The 15,073-nt window shown below is 59.3% G+C and carries 11 protein-coding genes, 1 other RNA gene and 4 pseudogenes; 7 read left to right on the top strand and 9 right to left on the bottom strand.

The features are described 5' to 3' along the window. Positions 1 to 5: 5 nt before the first annotated feature. Entirely contained in the window at positions 6 to 1,799 is a 1,794-nt protein-coding gene (locus G3A56_RS15715) for an acetolactate synthase 3 large subunit (protein ID WP_082182605.1), read from the bottom strand. Positions 1,800 to 2,181: 382 nt separating this feature from the next. Here G3A56_RS15715 and G3A56_RS15710 point away from each other — a divergent pair, with 382 nt between their 5' ends. Further along, on the top strand, positions 2,182 to 4,194 hold the full coding sequence (locus G3A56_RS15710) for an ATP-binding protein (RefSeq protein ID WP_082182606.1): 2,013 nt from the start codon (positions 2,182 to 2,184) through the stop codon (positions 4,192 to 4,194). A gap of 9 nt (positions 4,195 to 4,203) precedes the next feature. On the opposite strand, the pseudogene miaA reads toward G3A56_RS15710, so the two are convergent. Further along, positions 4,204 to 5,099, bottom strand: a pseudogene (gene miaA / locus G3A56_RS15705) (tRNA (adenosine(37)-N6)-dimethylallyltransferase MiaA). On the opposite strand from miaA, the gene serB reads away from it, so the two are divergent. Both serB and G3A56_RS15695 read left to right on the top strand, forming a co-directional pair. Then, positions 5,098 to 5,988: a phosphoserine phosphatase SerB gene (gene serB / locus G3A56_RS15700; RefSeq protein WP_082182608.1), complete on the top strand. Its 891-nt coding sequence runs from the start codon at positions 5,098 to 5,100 to the stop codon at positions 5,986 to 5,988. The pseudogene miaA and the gene serB sit on opposite strands and share 2 nt — an antisense overlap. Beyond that, positions 5,985 to 6,556: pseudogene (locus G3A56_RS15695) on the top strand (GNAT family N-acetyltransferase). Before serB ends, G3A56_RS15695 begins: the two are co-directional and overlap by 4 nt. A 24-nt stretch (positions 6,557 to 6,580) precedes the next feature. Here G3A56_RS15695 and G3A56_RS15690 read toward each other — a convergent pair. The 7 genes and pseudogenes from G3A56_RS15690 to G3A56_RS15660 all read right to left on the bottom strand — a co-directional run bounded on the left by G3A56_RS15690 (position 6,581) and on the right by G3A56_RS15660 (position 13,178). Beyond that, complete coding sequence (locus G3A56_RS15690; protein WP_082182610.1) at positions 6,581 to 7,330, bottom strand: SDR family oxidoreductase; 750 nt, start codon at positions 7,328 to 7,330, stop codon at positions 6,581 to 6,583. A gap of 90 nt (positions 7,331 to 7,420) precedes the next feature. Beyond that, positions 7,421 to 8,962 carry a Do family serine endopeptidase gene (locus G3A56_RS15685; protein ID WP_082182611.1) on the bottom strand — a complete coding sequence of 514 codons (1,542 nt, stop codon included), beginning with the start codon at positions 8,960 to 8,962 and terminating at the stop codon, positions 7,421 to 7,423. A 308-nt stretch (positions 8,963 to 9,270) separates the two neighbouring features. Continuing rightward, on the bottom strand, positions 9,271 to 10,194 hold the full coding sequence (hflC, locus tag G3A56_RS15680) for a protease modulator HflC (protein WP_082182612.1): 924 nt from the start codon (positions 10,192 to 10,194) through the stop codon (positions 9,271 to 9,273). A 1-nt stretch (position 10,195) separates the two neighbouring features. Beyond that, positions 10,196 to 11,317 (bottom strand): FtsH protease activity modulator HflK, encoded by a 1,122-nt coding sequence (hflK, locus tag G3A56_RS15675; RefSeq protein WP_082182613.1) that lies wholly within the window; start codon positions 11,315 to 11,317, stop codon positions 10,196 to 10,198. A gap of 143 nt (positions 11,318 to 11,460) precedes the next feature. Further along, positions 11,461 to 11,988, bottom strand: a complete 528-nt coding sequence (locus G3A56_RS15670) for a dihydrofolate reductase (protein ID WP_082182614.1) — start codon at positions 11,986 to 11,988, stop codon at positions 11,461 to 11,463. Further along, positions 11,985 to 12,778: pseudogene (locus G3A56_RS15665) on the bottom strand (thymidylate synthase). The gene G3A56_RS15670 and the pseudogene G3A56_RS15665 overlap by 4 nt, the downstream one beginning before the upstream one ends. A 91-nt stretch (positions 12,779 to 12,869) precedes the next feature. Further along, positions 12,870 to 13,178: a DUF2853 family protein gene (locus G3A56_RS15660; RefSeq protein WP_035242256.1), complete on the bottom strand. Its 309-nt coding sequence runs from the start codon at positions 13,176 to 13,178 to the stop codon at positions 12,870 to 12,872. A gap of 142 nt (positions 13,179 to 13,320) precedes the next feature. Here G3A56_RS15660 and ssrA point away from each other — a divergent pair. The 4 genes and pseudogenes from ssrA to G3A56_RS15640 all read left to right on the top strand — a co-directional run bounded on the left by ssrA (position 13,321) and on the right by G3A56_RS15640 (position 14,999). Further along, positions 13,321 to 13,691: a transfer-messenger RNA gene (gene ssrA / locus G3A56_RS15655) on the top strand. Positions 13,692 to 13,919: 228 nt separating this feature from the next. Next, positions 13,920 to 14,431, top strand: a pseudogene (locus G3A56_RS15650) (SspB family protein). Between the two features lie 44 nt (positions 14,432 to 14,475). Further along, complete coding sequence (locus tag G3A56_RS15645) at positions 14,476 to 14,679, top strand: DUF4169 family protein (RefSeq protein WP_082182616.1); 204 nt, start codon at positions 14,476 to 14,478, stop codon at positions 14,677 to 14,679. 110 nt (positions 14,680 to 14,789) lie between these two features. Continuing rightward, positions 14,790 to 14,999 (top strand): ribbon-helix-helix domain-containing protein, encoded by a 210-nt coding sequence (locus G3A56_RS15640; protein ID WP_003494959.1) that lies wholly within the window; start codon positions 14,790 to 14,792, stop codon positions 14,997 to 14,999. Positions 15,000 to 15,073: the final 74 nt, after the last annotated feature.

The raw sequence follows: 15,073 nt of genomic DNA, 5'->3' as shown, positions 1-15,073 counted from the left end.
CCGGCTCAGACTAGCTGACGGCCCTTGGCGTCGATGGCGTTGGCAACAGCTTCATCCGTCGCCTCATCCGGCAACAGCATCTCGTTGTGAGCCTTACCAGACGGGATCATCGGGAAGCAATTGGCAAGATTGGCAACACGGCAATCGAAGATGACCGGCCGGTTGACCGCGATCATTTCGGCGATCTTGTCATCCAGCTCCTTCGGATCGTCGCAATACATCCCGACTGCGCCATAGGCTTCCGCCAGCTTGACGAAGTCAGGCATGGCTTCGGTGTAAGAGTTGGACAGGCGGTTGCCATGCAGAAGCTGCTGCCACTGCCGCACCATGCCCATATACTGGTTATTGAGGATGAAAATCTTCACCGGCAGACCGTACTGGATGGCGCAGGACATTTCCTGGATGCACATCTGGATCGAGGCATCGCCGGCAATGTCGATAACCAGTGCTTCCGGATGCGCAACCTGAACGCCGATGGCCGCCGGCAGGCCGTAACCCATGGTGCCGAGACCGCCCGAGGTCATCCAGTGATTGGGCTCCTCGAAGCCGAAGAACTGCGCCGCCCACATCTGGTGCTGCCCGACTTCGGTGGTGATGTAGGTGTCGCGTCCCTTCGACGCCTCATAAAGACGCTGCAACGCATATTGCGGCATGATGACATCGTTGGAATTCTTGTAGGCGAAGGAGTTGCGGGCGCGCCAGCGCTCGATCTGCGACCACCAGTCGGCTGTCTGCGCCTTTTCCGGCTTCTTCGGCAAGGCGCGCCACAGGCGAACCATATCTTCCAGAACATGGCCGACATCGCCAATGACAGGCACGTCAACGCGAACCGTCTTGTTGATCGACGACGGATCGATGTCGATGTGGATTTTCTTGGAATTCGGCGAAAACGCGTTGATACGACCGGTAATTCGGTCGTCGAAACGCGCGCCGATGCAGACCATGACATCGCAATCATGCATCGTCATGTTGGCCTCGTAGGAACCGTGCATGCCCAGCATGCCGAGCCAGTTCTTGCCGGAGGCCGGATAAGCGCCGAGACCCATCAGCGTCGAGGTGATCGGGAAACCGGTCAATTCCACCAGCTCACGCAGCAGCCGGGTTGCTTCCGGGCCGGAATTGATGACGCCGCCGCCGGTGTAGAAGATCGGCTTCTTTGCCTTCGACATCAGTTCGATGGCCGCGTGAATGGCATTGAGATCGCCCTGGACCTTCGGCTTGTAGCTCTTCTGCTGAATGGCGGCGGAAGGCGGTGTGTAGGTGCCGGTGGCAAACTGGATGTCCTTCGGAATATCGACAACGACGGGACCGGGACGGCCGGTCTGCGCGATGCGGAAGGCCTCATGGATGATGCCTGCCAGCTCGTTGACGTCCTTCACCAGCCAGTTGTGCTTGGTGCAGGGGCGCGTGATGCCGACGGTATCACATTCCTGGAACGCGTCGGAACCGATCAGCGATGTCGGAACCTGGCCGGAAAGGCAGACGAGCGGAATGGAATCCATCAGCGCATCCTGCAGCGGTGTCACCGCATTGGTGGCGCCGGGACCGGACGTAACGAGCATGACACCGACCTTGCCGGTGGAGCGGGCATAACCTTCGGCCGCATGGCCGGCGCCCTGCTCGTGGCGCACGAGAATGTGCTGGATGTCTTCCTGCTGGAAAATCTCGTCATAGATCGGAAGCACGGCACCGCCAGGATAACCGAAGATGTGCTCGACGCCGTTGTCCTTCAGCGCCTGCAGAACAATCTCCGCACCTGTCATGCGATTGCTGTTTTCCGTATTGTCCTTATCCGTCATTGCCTGTTTCCATCCCGCTTTGGCTTTGGATATCGAGGAGCCCGAGGGCCTGTTTGAAGACATAAAAAAAGGCCCCTTAAGGAGCCTCGTTCAGCGCATGGGTGCTTTCGCCGGATGGTTACACCATCCTGCCCATGCGCCGTCCCACCACGATAAGTACGTTAAGATTTTTCATGGGCCGGAGTGTTAGCCAGAAATGCGCCAGCCGTCAACGCATATTGCAGGAAAAAATCGGAGCCGCCTTCTTTTATTGCCGGAAAGGGCGCTTCCACGAAATTTTCGAACGCAGCCGATACACCGGTTGTTAAGTATAATCGTTTAATATTGAAAACGCAGATGCTGCCCGAACCACCGCGATCATCCGCATGTACCGGGATAAGACGTGAGTAACGACGAGTTTCATAAGGCGTCCCGTATGGACGAGAACGAACGGCGGTCCGGCCAGCAGCCGGCTAACCGCATGCTGGGCCGCGTCATCGCCTGTGATGGCGCCCATGCGACCATTGCCGCCGAAACCGAGATCGGCTCAACCGATGTCGCCCAGCTCTGGTCCGTCGGCCGCCTGATTTCCATCGAAATGGGAACGAGCCGTGTTGCGGCGCTGGTATATGCCATGCGCACCGGCGAAGATTCTTGGTCATCGGACAGGCCGAACAGGCTGTTGATCGACGTGGAACTCGTGGGCGAAGTCTATCGCACCGAGGACGGCAGCGAACGCTTTTCCTCCGGCATTTCCCGTTACCCCTATCTAGGTGCGGTGGCGCATCGCATCCGCACGGGCGACCTTGCCAAGATCTATGATGGCGGCAAGCGTGACAGCTGCGTCATCGGCAAGCTGACGCAGGACGACACGATCGGCGCGGCCATCAACATCCCGCAAATGCTGGCCAAACATTTCGCCGTCGTCGGATCAACGGGTGTGGGAAAGACCACGGCGGTTACCCTGCTGTTGAACAAGGCGATCGAGACGGACCCCAAGCTGCGCGTCCTCATTCTCGATCCGCACAATGAATTTGCAGCCGCTTTTCCCGACCATTCGGTTGTTATCGACACCGATACGCTCGACCTTCCCTTCTGGCTGATGCGGCTCGAGGAATTCGCGGAAGTGATCTTCCGCGGCCGCAAGCCAGTGCCGGAAGAGATGGATGTTCTGCGCGAGATCATTCCGGAAGCGAAAAAGGCATTTCGCGGCACAGATGGCTCCGCCGTGCGCCGGACAACGGACAAGAGCGCGATCACGCCGGATACGCCGGTTCCTTACCGCATGGCCGACCTCCTCGCCCTTGTCGACGAGCGTATCGGACGGCTGGAAGGGCGCGGGGAAAAACCGGTATTGCGTTCCCTGAAGGGCCGCATCCTCTCGGCCATCAACGACACGCGCTATAATTTCATGTTCTCCAGCAATACGATCAGCGATAATATTCTGGAAACGGTGGCGCATATCTTCCGTATTCCCGGAGAAGGCAGGCCGATTTCGGTTTTCCAGCTGTCCGGCATCCCCTCCGAGGTGGTGAACTCGGTGGTTTCCGTCCTCTGCCGCATGTCCTTCGAGCTCGCAGTATTGGCGCGCGGTTCACTGCATATGCTGGTGGTTTGCGAAGAAGCGCACCGTTATGTTCCGGCGGATCCCGAACGTGGCTTTTTCCCCACCCGTCAATCAATCGCCCAGATCGCCAAGGAAGGCCGTAAATACGGCATCTCCCTCGGCGTCATCAGCCAGCGGCCGAGCGAACTGGACCAGACTATCCTGTCTCAGTGCTCGACCGTTTTCGCCATGCGGCTGTCGAACGAGATCGACCAGAAGATCATTCTGTCCGCCGTACCGAATGCATCGACCTCAACCACCAGCTTTTTGTCGTCCATCGGCAATGGCGAGGCCATCGCCTTTGGCGAAGCGGTGGGTGTGCCAATGCGCATGCGCTTCGACCGCGTCCCCACGGCCAAATTGCCGAAGGCAAGCGGCGCGGTCAGCCACACGCCCCATGAAACGCCCGATACGGTCGACCTGAACAGCATCGTCACCCGCATGCGCGCCACGGCCAAACCGGTCATCACCGGTTTTCAGCAAAGTGTCGAGGCAGCCTTTTCCGATCCGCTGGAGCCCATCGCCGGCCTCAAAGAAACAGACGACATGGATCGCTGGAAACGCGAATTGGGGACGGCTGCAACGGAAGGCTACGAGCCTTATCGTCCCGACATGCTGCCCGGACGTGCACCATCAGCGCCGCAGAATCCGCCGACAGAGGCCGACACCGCCTCCGACGCCGTTAACGACCTGCGCAGGGCCGGTTTCCAGATGCAGACGCAGAATGGGCCGCCTCCCGGCGATACACGCCCGTCGCTGAGGGAAAGCCTGCTGAAGAAGCCGCTCGGCAGCCTCTACCGCAAGGACTGACACCGGCGTTCATGGCTTAAGCCGCGCCCAGTCTTCCCCATCTGATTACGGAACCAGGTCATCTGCCGCTTGGCATATTGGCGGGTGGCAGCCGCCGATTTTTCGATCACCTCCGCCTCACTCATGCGGCCGGCCAGCATATCGGCAATCTGAGAAACGCCGATCGCCTTCATCGCGGTCGCATCGGGCGCAAGATTGAGGGCGAGAAGAGCTTTCACCTCCTCCACCGCGCCGCTCTCCATCATGGTTTCAAACCGCCGGTTGATGCGATCATGCAGCACCGGCCTGTCCGGTAAAACCACGATTTTTTGCGCCCGATCGGGATCGATGATCATCGGACCGCTCGCCTTCTGGAAATACCGGATCGACTTTCCGGTCGCCTCGATGACCTCCAGCGCCCGGACGATCCGCTGGCCGTCCCCCGGCTGAAGCCCTTCAGCCATAGCTGGATCAAGCCGCGACAATTCCGCGTGGAGAACCGCCGGCCCCTCTTCAATCAGACGGGACCGCAGCCTCTCGCGTATACCGTCCGGAATGGCGGGCATGTCGGACAGGCCACCCGTCAGCGCCTTGAAATAAAGCCCCGTGCCACCGACGATGACCGGAAAGCGTCCTTGCTTGCGCAAATCGGGAAGCAGGGCCGAAATCTCACGCAGCCATTCGCCTGTCGAATAGAGGCTGCTTGCCGGTACATGGCCGTAAAGCAGATGCGGCACGCCCTCCATCTCGTCTTCGGATGGCCGGGCTGTCAGCACCCGCAGCGTGTCGTAAACCTGCATGCTATCGGCATTGATGACGACACCGCCCCGCTCCCGCGCCAAACGAAGCGCAAGCGCGGACTTGCCGCTTGCCGTCGGTCCGGTTATCAGGATCGCATCAAAATTCTCATCAAGGTTTTTCATCATGGCTTTCGTTGCCACGCTTATCGCCAATCCGTCAAATCCTGTTCTGACACCGGCCCTCGGCGAAGCCGCCGCAAAGGCCGTCAACGCATCGAGCCTCTACTGGCTGGCTGATGGCATTGCCTGCGATATTGCCCTGCCCTCCGGCACGGATGCGGAAGCGGCCCGCAACGCCATTGCAGGCGCGCTTGCCGGCCAGCCGATCGATATCGTGGTTCAAGAACAGGACAAGCGACGCAAGAAGCTTCTGATCGCCGATATGGATTCGACCATGATCGGCCAGGAATGCATCGACGAGTTGGCTGCAGAAGTGGGACTGAAAGACAAGGTCTCCACCATCACCGCCCGCGCCATGAATGGCGAGATCGCTTTTGAGCCGGCGCTCAGGGAGCGCGTGGCGCTGCTGAAAGGCCTGCCGGTCTCCGTGATCGACGACGTCATCGAAAAGCGTATCACGCTCACCCCCGGCGGCAAGGAACTGATCGCCACGATGAAGGCCAAGGGCTATTATACTGCCCTCGTTTCCGGCGGTTTCACCGTCTTTACCGGCCGTGTGGCCGCCATGCTGGGTTTTGACGAGAACCGTGCCAATCTGCTCGGCGAAGCCAATGGTGAGCTCGACGGCACCGTTGCCGAACCGATCCTCGGCAAACAGGCCAAGGTGGATGCGCTGAACGATATCGCCACAAAACTCGGCATCTCGCCGGATGAGGCAATGGCGGTCGGCGATGGCGCCAACGATCTGGGCATGTTGCATCTGGCCGGCGCGGGTGTCGCCCTGCACGCCAAGCCCGCCGTTGCGGCAGAGGCGCAGATGCGCATCGACCATGGCGATCTCACCGCGCTTCTTTACATTCAGGGTTACCGCAAGACGGATTTTGTCATTCCATGATCATCCGCGAGACACAAAGGCTCATTCTGCGCGAGTGGAAGGAGAGCGACCGCAATTTGTTCCGCGAAATCAATGCCGACGAAAAGGTCATGGAATTCTTCCCCTTCCGCCGCAGCCATGCGGAAGCGGACGCGGTTCTCGAAACCATCAATGGCATGATCCGCGGCAGCGGCTACGGCTTTTATGCCATGGAGCTGCGCGAGACCGGCGAAGTCATGGGCTTCTGTGGTATCTCCCCCGTCATGAACCTCGATCCGCCCTTCCCGGTCGGCACCATGGAAATCGGCTGGCGGCTCGCCACGCGTTTCTGGGGCACGGTTATGTGACGGAAGCCGCGCAATCGCTGCTCGTCATGGCTTTCGATGAAAAGGAAACGCCGGAAATCGTTTCCTTCGCCGTCCGTGACAACCATCGTTCAACGCGGGTGATGGAGCGCATCGGCCTGAAGCGTGACCCTTCGCGCGACTTCGATCATCCGCGCGTGCCGGAAGATACCCATCCGCATCTGCGCCCTCACGTCACCTATGCGCTGACGCTGGAGGAATGGCGGGCACGACAGGCGCAGTAACGCCCTCGCCCGCCAGTTCGGCAATTATTTCACCGCCGCATTGCCGCCATCGGCAAACAGGGCCGATCCGGCAACGAAGCTCGACATCGGGCTGGAGAGGAAAAGGGCGGCCTGCGCCAGCTCCTCCGGCTCCGCAATGCGTTTCATCGCATGCAGCCCCGCCGCCCATTCCTTCTGGGCCGCATCTCCCGCCATCGGCGTATCGACGCCGCCCGGAAGCAGCGCATTGGCGCGAATGCCCTTGACGGCGTAATCGGCAGTAATACCTTTCACCAGCCCCATCAGCGCCGCTTTCGATGTGCCATAGGCTGCCATTCCGGGTATGCCGGCGCTGGTGCCGACGAAGCTGGAGATGAAGACGACCGAGCCGCCTCCCCGCTTCAACATCGCAGGGATCTGGCTGCGCACGCCGAGAAATGCGGAAGTAAGATTGGCGGCGATCACATGATCCCATTCCTCGACCGAAATCTCCGCAAGCGGCTTCATCGCCCCAACCGCACCGGCATTGTTGACGGCGATATCGAGACCGCCAAAGATGGTCATGGCCACCTCCGTCAGGCGGGCATGGGTTTCCTCAATGCCAACGTCACCCACGACGGTGTGAACGCGACCGCCGGCCTGGCGAATGGCGGAAGCCACATCCTCAAGTGCCGCTGCGCCACGCGCGTTGATGATGACGGCCGCACCCTGTTCAGCAAACAGCCTTGCCGTCGCCCGGCCGATGCCGGATGACGCACCGGTGATGATTGCAACCTTGTTTTCGAGTAATTTCATATCCTTGGCCTCCGTTCGATGGAGACCAAGAATTAAAGAGCGACCGGGATCACAACCACCCGATTCCTGACGAACCGGGCGAAAGGCGCTTTATTCCAGCGGCAGCGCCACGACGCGCAGATTGCCCTGAGCATCTGCAACCATCATATGCGCATTCTTGCGGCCTTCGGATTTCAGGCCGTTGATGCGCACCAGCACATCGCCCGGAACCTCCATGAAATCCTGCCCGACCTCGACGATGATATCGCCCGGCTTCATGCCCTTCTGTTCGGCAGGCGAACCCTGATCGACGCTCGCGACAAGCACGCCTTCGACGCTTTCGGCGATACCCTTCTCCGCTCGCAGCTCGTTGCTCAGAACAACGAGGTTCATGCCGAGCACGCTCTGCGGTGCTTCGCGCACCTCGGGGGTCTGGTCCTGCGCCTGATCGTCGCTGCCGCCATCATCAGGTGTCACCACGCCGCCGTCACCGTCCTCGGCCTGCGGATCATCCGTTGATGCCTTTTCATCCGGCGTGTCGAGCAATTGGCCGAGCTTAACCTTGAGGGTCTCTTCCTTGCCGTCGCGCAGCACAACCACGTCGACTTCCTTGCCAACAGGGCTTTCCGCCACGATCCGCAGGAGATCGCGCATCTCGTGAATATCCTTGCCGTCGAATTTCAACACGACATCGCCGGCCACGATCGGGCCGTTTTCAACCGGACCGCCCTTGGCGACACCGGAAATCAACGCACCCTTTGCGCTTTCCATGCCAAGGCTTGCGGCCACGTCATCCGTGACAGGCTGCACGCGAACGCCGAGCCAGCCACGACGCGTCTCGCCGAATTCGATGAGTTGCTGCACGATATTCTGCGCGAGTTCCGTCGGAACGGCGAAACCGATACCGATCGATCCACCGCTCGGCGAAATGATCGCCGTATTGATGCCGATTACCTCACCCTTCATGTTGAAGAGCGGACCCCCGGAATTGCCCTTGTTGATCGCCGCATCCGTCTGGATGAAATTGTCATAGGGACCGGCATTGATGTTGCGGCCACGCGCCGAGATGACGCCGACCGTCAGCGATCCGCCGAGGCCGAAGGGATTGCCGATGGCCATCACCCAGTCCCCGATGCGCATGCTGCGCGAATCACCGAACTTGACGGCCTTCAGCGGCGTTTTCGGCTCCACCTTCAATACGGAAAGATCGGTCTTCGTATCGGTGCCGACAAGCGTCGCCTTGAGCTTCGACCCGTTCGGGAAAATCACCTCGATGGCATCAGCGCCCTCGATGACGTGGTTGTTGGTGACGACGTAGCCGGCCGGATCGATGACAAAGCCGGATCCCAGCGAACTGACCTTGTCGCCACCTTCCGGTTTCTGGTTGTCGAAATAATCCTTGAAGAACTCCTGGAAGGGAGACCCTTCCGGCAGCTTCGGCGGAACGGGGCCCTTGCCTTCGGTCCTGACGTTCTGCGACGTCGAAATATTCACCACCGCATCCAGAAGCGGCTCGGCGAGATCGGCCACCGATGCCGGCCCGTGGCTCTGCGCCCATGCCGCAACCGGGGCCGAAAGGCTACCCGCCACAAGCGCGATGCCCGCGACTGCGGCAATGCTGCTGCGAAAAGGCGAAAGAAGGGTCACGGCCATAAGCGTCCTCGCGTTTCAAATAGTCTTGCCCTGCATATATCGTCAAAGCATAAGGCGGAATGATGAAGTGTAAAAATACCTTTTCGTGAACAGGCGGATGACGCCCTGCCCCGACCTACAGCTTTGCCACGAAAACCGACCCAAAGGAAAGGGCCGGCCAAAACCCGTCCTAAAATTACCAACACGGCTGCTCAACCCTCTCCTCCGTCATCCTCGGGTCAGGCCCAAGGATGACGTCGTGCGCGGGGGGCCGTCAAAAAGAAAGGGGCCGGTAAAAACCGGCCCCTCCACTAGTATTTGATCCGTTATCAGTTCGCCGGTGCCGGCGCAGGCGCGGCGGGCGGCGTGGACGGAGCACCGTCGATGTTGTTGAAATAACGGAAGAAGGTCGAGTCCGGGGAGAGGACCAGCGTCGTGCCGGTTCCGCTGAGCGAGCTGGAATAGGCCGCCATCGAACGATAGAACTCGAAGAAGCTCGGATCGCGCTGGAAAGCTTCGCCGAACACCTTGTTGCGCTCCGCATCGCCCTCACCCCGAAGCACTTCGGACTGGCGACGTGCGTCGGATTCGAACTCCACCACCTGACGATCGGCGATAGCGCGGCGGCGCTGCGCTTCTTCGTTACCACGGGCGCGGATCAGTTCGGCTTCAGCCAGACGTTCCGACTTCATGCGCTCAAAGGTCTGCTGGGACACTTCCTGCGTCAGATCGGTACGGCGGATGCGGACATCCACGATGCTGATGCCGAGCGATTCCGCGTCGGGACGCAGGTCGTCACGCACTTCCTGCATCATCGATGCACGCGCATCCGAGAGCGCGGATTCAAAGCCGCGCAGACCGTAGACCCGGCGTAGCGACGCGTCGAGACGGGTGCGAAGCCGCGATTCCGCCGACATCTGGTCACCGGAGACCGTCTGCCGGAAGCGGCGTGCATCCGTGATGCGATAGACGACGAAGGCATCAACCTCGTAGAACTTGCCGCCGGACACCTGAACACGGATATTGTCGTGATCGAAGCGCAGGGCCCGGTTCTCGACATATTGGACCCGGTCGGCATCCATGAAGGCGAAGGGCAGCTTGAAATAGAGGCCCGGCGCGGTTTTCACATCCTGGATCTGACCGAAGCGCACGACGATGGCCTGCTGGCGCTCGTTGACGACGAAGATCGAGGAATAGCCGAAGAAAAGCAGAACGGCGAGACCGACGAGAACGGCCGTAAGACGGTTGCTCATATCAGTTGCCTCCCTGCTGTGCTGCGCCGGTATTGCCGCGCATGATCTCATTCAGAGGCAGATAAGGCACCACGCCCTGTTTCTCGTCGATGATGACCTTGTTGGAGCCCTTCAGGACCTGTTCCATGGTTTCCAGGAACATACGCTGACGGGTCACATCCGGCGCTGTGCGATACTGATCGTAAATGGAGATGAAGCGCTGCGCCTCACCCTGCGCCTCGTTGACGACACGCGACTTGTAAGCATTCGCCTCTTCGACGATCTGTGCGGCCTGACCACGTGCGGCACCCAGCTTCTGGTTGGCGTACTGGTTGGCTTCCTGAACGAAACGATCCTCGTCCTGCTCGGCACGCTGCACTTCATCGAACGCATCAGCCACTTCGCGCGGCGGCGCCGCATCTTCGATAGCCACGGCATTGATGGAAATGCCGGCGCCGTAACCGTCCATGGTGGACTGGATGATGGTGCGCACATCTGCCGCGATCGCCTGACGGTTATCACGGAAAATGTCCTGTGCCGGACGGCGGCCGACGACTTCGCGCATGGCGCTTTCGGATACCTGCTGCAGCGTCTCAGCCGGGCTGTCGACGTTGAAGAGGTAGGATTTCGGATCGGAAACCGTATAGAGCACCGAGAACTGCACGTTGACGATATTTTGGTCGCCGGTCAGCATCACGCCGCTCGACGAGGAAGACGAGGCGCGCGAACCGATGTTCTGCTGCTGCTCGGTCACCTTGACGATTTCAACCGTCTCGATCGGCCACAGATGGAAATGCAGGCCCGGCATCGAGATTTCGTCCTTCGGACGCCCGAAACGCAGTTCAACGCCGCGCTCGTCCGGCTGGACGGTGTAGATGGACTGGATGCCAAGGAATACCAGAACGACGAGAACGAGGATCGCAACCGCGCCGCCGTTGAAGCCGCCTGGCAGGACATTCCTGAAACGGTCCTGACTGCGCCGGATGATCTCTTCCAGATCGGGCGGGCCGCCATTGCCGCCGCCGCCACCGCCGCGAGGCCGGTTAGGCCCCTGCCCCCATGGGCCGCCACCGCCGCCCTGGTTGTTTCCTCCACCGCCGCCGCCCCAAGGGCCGCCGCCGCCATTCTGATTGCTCCAGGGCATCAATACCTCTTTATAAAAGCCTCTCCCGGTTCCGTTCGAAAGCGATTGCTCGCGTGCGGCGGGAATATCGACCCGTTATAAGAAGGAGAAGCGTCCGTTTCAACGCAGAGGTGGTAACTAAATACCCAATCAGGGTAAATAGTTCACTTTGACGCGGCTCTTCGCAAATAAGTGGTGAACAGAACGGGATAATTGTCCCTTTCCCCTGCGGGAGCGGCATTTTCCTCGACTTTTTCAAACACGGCCGGATCTATTTCCGGAAAAAAAGTGTCGCCATCGAGCTTTACCGCCACATGGGTGACGGAAAGTTGATCGGCAAACGGCATGGCCTGACGGTAAATTTCCCCGCCGCCGGCCACGAAAACCTCATCCACCCCAAGTTCCGCAGCCTTTGTCTTGGCAAGCTTCAGGGCGTCTTCCAGCGATGAAACGACATCCACACCCGCCGGTCTGTAGTCTGCATTGCGGCTGACGATGATGTGCGGCCGACCCGGCAGGGGGCGCTCGCCAACGGACAGAAACGTCTTGCGGCCCATGATGAGCGGCTTGCCCATCGTCATCGCCTTGAAGCGCTTGAGGTCGGTGGAAAGCTTCCACGGCATGTCGAGGTCGCGGCCGATAACGCCGTTTTCCGAGACCGCGACGATGAGGGTGACGCGCGGCTCGCTCATACCGCGATCGGCGCCTTGATGCTTGAATCGGCCTCGTAATTCTCAAGCGTAAAGTCTTCGAATTTAAAGGCGAAAAGGTCCTTGACGTCAGGATTGAGACGCATCGTCGGCAGGGCCTTGGGCGTGCGCGTCATCTGCAGCTTCGCCTGTTCGAAATGGTTGGCGTAGATATGCGCATCGCCGAGCGTATGGACGAAATCGCCCGGCTTCAGGCCCGTGACCTGCGCCACCATCAGCGTCAGAAGCGCATAGGATGCGATGTTGAAGGGAACGCCGAGGAAGATATCGGCCGAGCGCTGGTAGAGCTGGCAGGACAGCTTTCCGTCAGAAACGTAGAACTGGAACAGGCAATGGCAGGGCGGCAGCGCCATCTCATCCACCAGCGCCGGGTTCCACGCCGAAACGATGTGACGGCGGGAATTGGGATTGGTTTTAAGGGCCTCGATCAAAAGCGCGATCTGGTCGATATGGCGGCCGTCAGGTGCCGGCCAGGAGCGCCATTGCGCGCCATAGACGGGCCGAGATCGCCGTTCTCGTCGGCCCACTCGTCCCAGATGGAAACGCCGTTTTCCTTGAGATAGGCGATATTGGTGTCACCCTTCAGGAACCACAGCAGTTCATGGATGATCGAGCGCAGATGCAGTTTCTTGGTGGTCAGAACCGGAAAACCTTCGGAAAGGTCAAAACGCATCTGGTAACCGAAGACCGAGCGCGTGCCGGTGCCGGTGCGGTCTCCACGGTCGGAGCCGGTTTCCATCACATGCCGAAGAAGATCGAGATATTGTTTCATGCGTTCTGCCGCCGATTCCCTGATATCAGTGGAATATAATAGCACAGGGCGGCAGAACCAATCACCTATTCAGGGCTATCCCCGGCTCAAATCAGAGCGACTGGAGTTTGCCCAGTTCCTTGGCGACAAGGTAATAGAAAGTGACGCGCGACTTGGAGCGATCAGCAGCCATGGCCTTGGCGGTGGCATCAATCGCCTTGTCGGCGCTGTCATCGGTCACGCCGAGCTTCTTGCCGCACCAGCTCGCCTTCACACGCGCAAGCTCTTCCGGATCGGAAGCGGACACCAGCGATGAATCCCGGTTGCGCAAGGCAATGCCGAGATGCTTGACGATCTTGCCGACAATGGCTTCGTCGGCTGCTGCATCGTATTTCTTCACATCTGCGAGATAGTCAGTCATGTCCACTCCTTCGTGTGTCCCCGGCCCGGTGTTGTTTCTGGTGACCGGTTGCACGGAGAATGTGTCAGCAATCCCTCGTCGTCAAGAATAGTCTAAATTGCCGGGCGCAAACACGAAACCTTTTCATGGAATTGTCATCGCCCCCCTTTTCTCGGCCACGGGAAACGCCTATATGAGCCTTGCCGGGGCAACCCGGCTATGGCGATAAACGGTCGGTGTAATAAACCTATTGGACCCGGGGGCGGTACCCGGCGCCTCCACCAAAAACCGGCGGCTTTCTTGAACAAGGCCGGCTTTTGATGGGGGCGAAATAGGATCGACAAGGGCGTAAAGATCGAACTTTTGCTCGGCATGATACCGCCGTTATCGGGTCACAAGTGTAGTTGCAAACGACAACAACGCTAAGGAATACGCTCTCGCTGCCTAATGGCGGTGCGGGAATTCCGCTCTAAGTCCTCACGGTTAGCCCCGTGAGGCGGGGTTCGGAGGTACCTGGCAACAGAAACCTCCACCTTCTCCATTTTGCCTGAATTGGTTATATGATAGCTGACTTGCGATCGGCATCGGCTTTTCCGTTGCTGCCGTTCAGGACATTGCGTATACTTGGGCAACGCGTAGCCGTCAGGACCGAATAGATACTGGCTCAAGGATTACGCAAAGATTCAAAGTGTTACAGCGTCCTTGGCGCGCATGACGCGCCGCGCTTTAAAAGACGTTCGAATAAGGGAAAGACAGGACCGCATGGGGCAGGATCATATCCGTTACGACATTCTCGCACAGGATGCCCTTCGCGGCGTTATTCGTAAAGTTTTGGGTGAAGTGGCCGCAACCGGCCGCCTGCCCGGCGACCACCATTTCTTCATCACCTTCCTGACCGGCGCGCCCGGGGTGCGGATTTCCCAGCACCTCAAGGCAAAATATGCCGAGCAGATGACCATCGTCATCCAGCACCAGTTCTGGGACCTGAAGGTGACCGAAACCGGCTTCGAAATCGGCCTGTCCTTCTCGGACACCCCGGAAAAGCTGGTCATTCCCTATAACGCCATTCGCGGTTTCTACGATCCTTCGGTCAATTTCGAACTTGAGTTCGATGTGCCCCTGGCCGACGAGGAAGAGATGGAAGACGCCGAAATCACCGCCTACCCCGTTTCCAACGAGGCAAAACCGGCTTCCACCGCCGAAGCCCCAAGGCCGGTGAGGAAAAGAAGGAAGGCTCCGTCGTTTCACTGGATGCTTTCCGCAAGAAGCAATAACAGCTTCCTGTCTGACCGCGCGAAACTCAAGGAGACATATCCGCATGGCCGCCGATATCGTCAATCTGCGTCAGTTTCGAAAGCAGAAAGCCCGCAGCGAAAAAGAAAAACAGGCGGAGCAAAACCGCCTGTCCTTCGGCCGGACAAAGGCGGAAAAAAATCTGACATCGGCCCTTAACGAGAAAGCCGAAAAGGCACTCGATCAGAGGCGGCTCGAAAAAGACGACGACAGGACTGACAGGGACTGATCATCCGGCTTTGAAGGCCCGGAAAATCCTCCCGGGAAATCATCACAGAATAGCGAAACAGAGGCTTACCGGCGAAATATGATTGAGATTTCCAGCCGGGGAGCGATCTGATGATCCGCAAGCATTCCGCGACATTGCACGGCCACCGCACCAGCATTTCGCTCGAGGATGCCTTCTGGGACGAGCTGAAAATCATCGCCGAAAAGCGCAAGATCAGCTTCGCCGCCCTGCTTGCCGAAATAGACGACAACCGGCCAGCCGACAGCAATCTGTCCTCATCCTTGCGGGTCTATGTGCTGAACTGGCTCAAGACCCGCTGAACATTTTCGGTAGCGTGAGCGATTGAAACCCGAGCCCGGTTTCCGCGCCGGGTGACTACTAATATTCCCGCCGA

Origin of the sequence: Rhizobium oryzihabitans, from assembly GCF_010669145.1 — a bacterium.
Taxonomy (GTDB): Bacteria; Pseudomonadota; Alphaproteobacteria; order Rhizobiales; family Rhizobiaceae; genus Agrobacterium; species Agrobacterium oryzihabitans.
Note: the sequence above shows the minus strand (reverse complement) of the source record. Positions and strands in the feature narration are given on the sequence as shown.

Excerpts from the sequence above, each read along its gene's own strand:
- G3A56_RS15715 (WP_082182605.1), bottom strand. The coding sequence starts at position 1,799 with ATGACGGATAAGGACAATACGGAAAACAGCAATCGCATGACAGGTGCG.
- serB (WP_082182608.1), top strand. The coding sequence starts at position 5,098 with ATGGCTTTCGTTGCCACGCTTATCGCCAATCCGTCAAATCCTGTTCTG.
- G3A56_RS15690 (WP_082182610.1), bottom strand. The coding sequence starts at position 7,330 with ATGAAATTACTCGAAAACAAGGTTGCAATCATCACCGGTGCGTCATCC.
- G3A56_RS15685 (WP_082182611.1), bottom strand. The coding sequence starts at position 8,962 with ATGGCCGTGACCCTTCTTTCGCCTTTTCGCAGCAGCATTGCCGCAGTC.
- hflC (WP_082182612.1), bottom strand. The coding sequence starts at position 10,194 with ATGAGCAACCGTCTTACGGCCGTTCTCGTCGGTCTCGCCGTTCTGCTT.
- hflK (WP_082182613.1), bottom strand. The coding sequence starts at position 11,317 with ATGCCCTGGAGCAATCAGAATGGCGGCGGCGGCCCTTGGGGCGGCGGC.
- G3A56_RS15670 (WP_082182614.1), bottom strand. The coding sequence starts at position 11,988 with ATGAGCGAGCCGCGCGTCACCCTCATCGTCGCGGTCTCGGAAAACGGC.
- G3A56_RS15660 (WP_035242256.1), bottom strand. The coding sequence starts at position 13,178 with ATGACTGACTATCTCGCAGATGTGAAGAAATACGATGCAGCAGCCGAC.
- G3A56_RS15645 (WP_082182616.1), top strand. The coding sequence starts at position 14,476 with ATGGCCGCCGATATCGTCAATCTGCGTCAGTTTCGAAAGCAGAAAGCC.
- G3A56_RS15640 (WP_003494959.1), top strand. The coding sequence starts at position 14,790 with ATGATCCGCAAGCATTCCGCGACATTGCACGGCCACCGCACCAGCATT.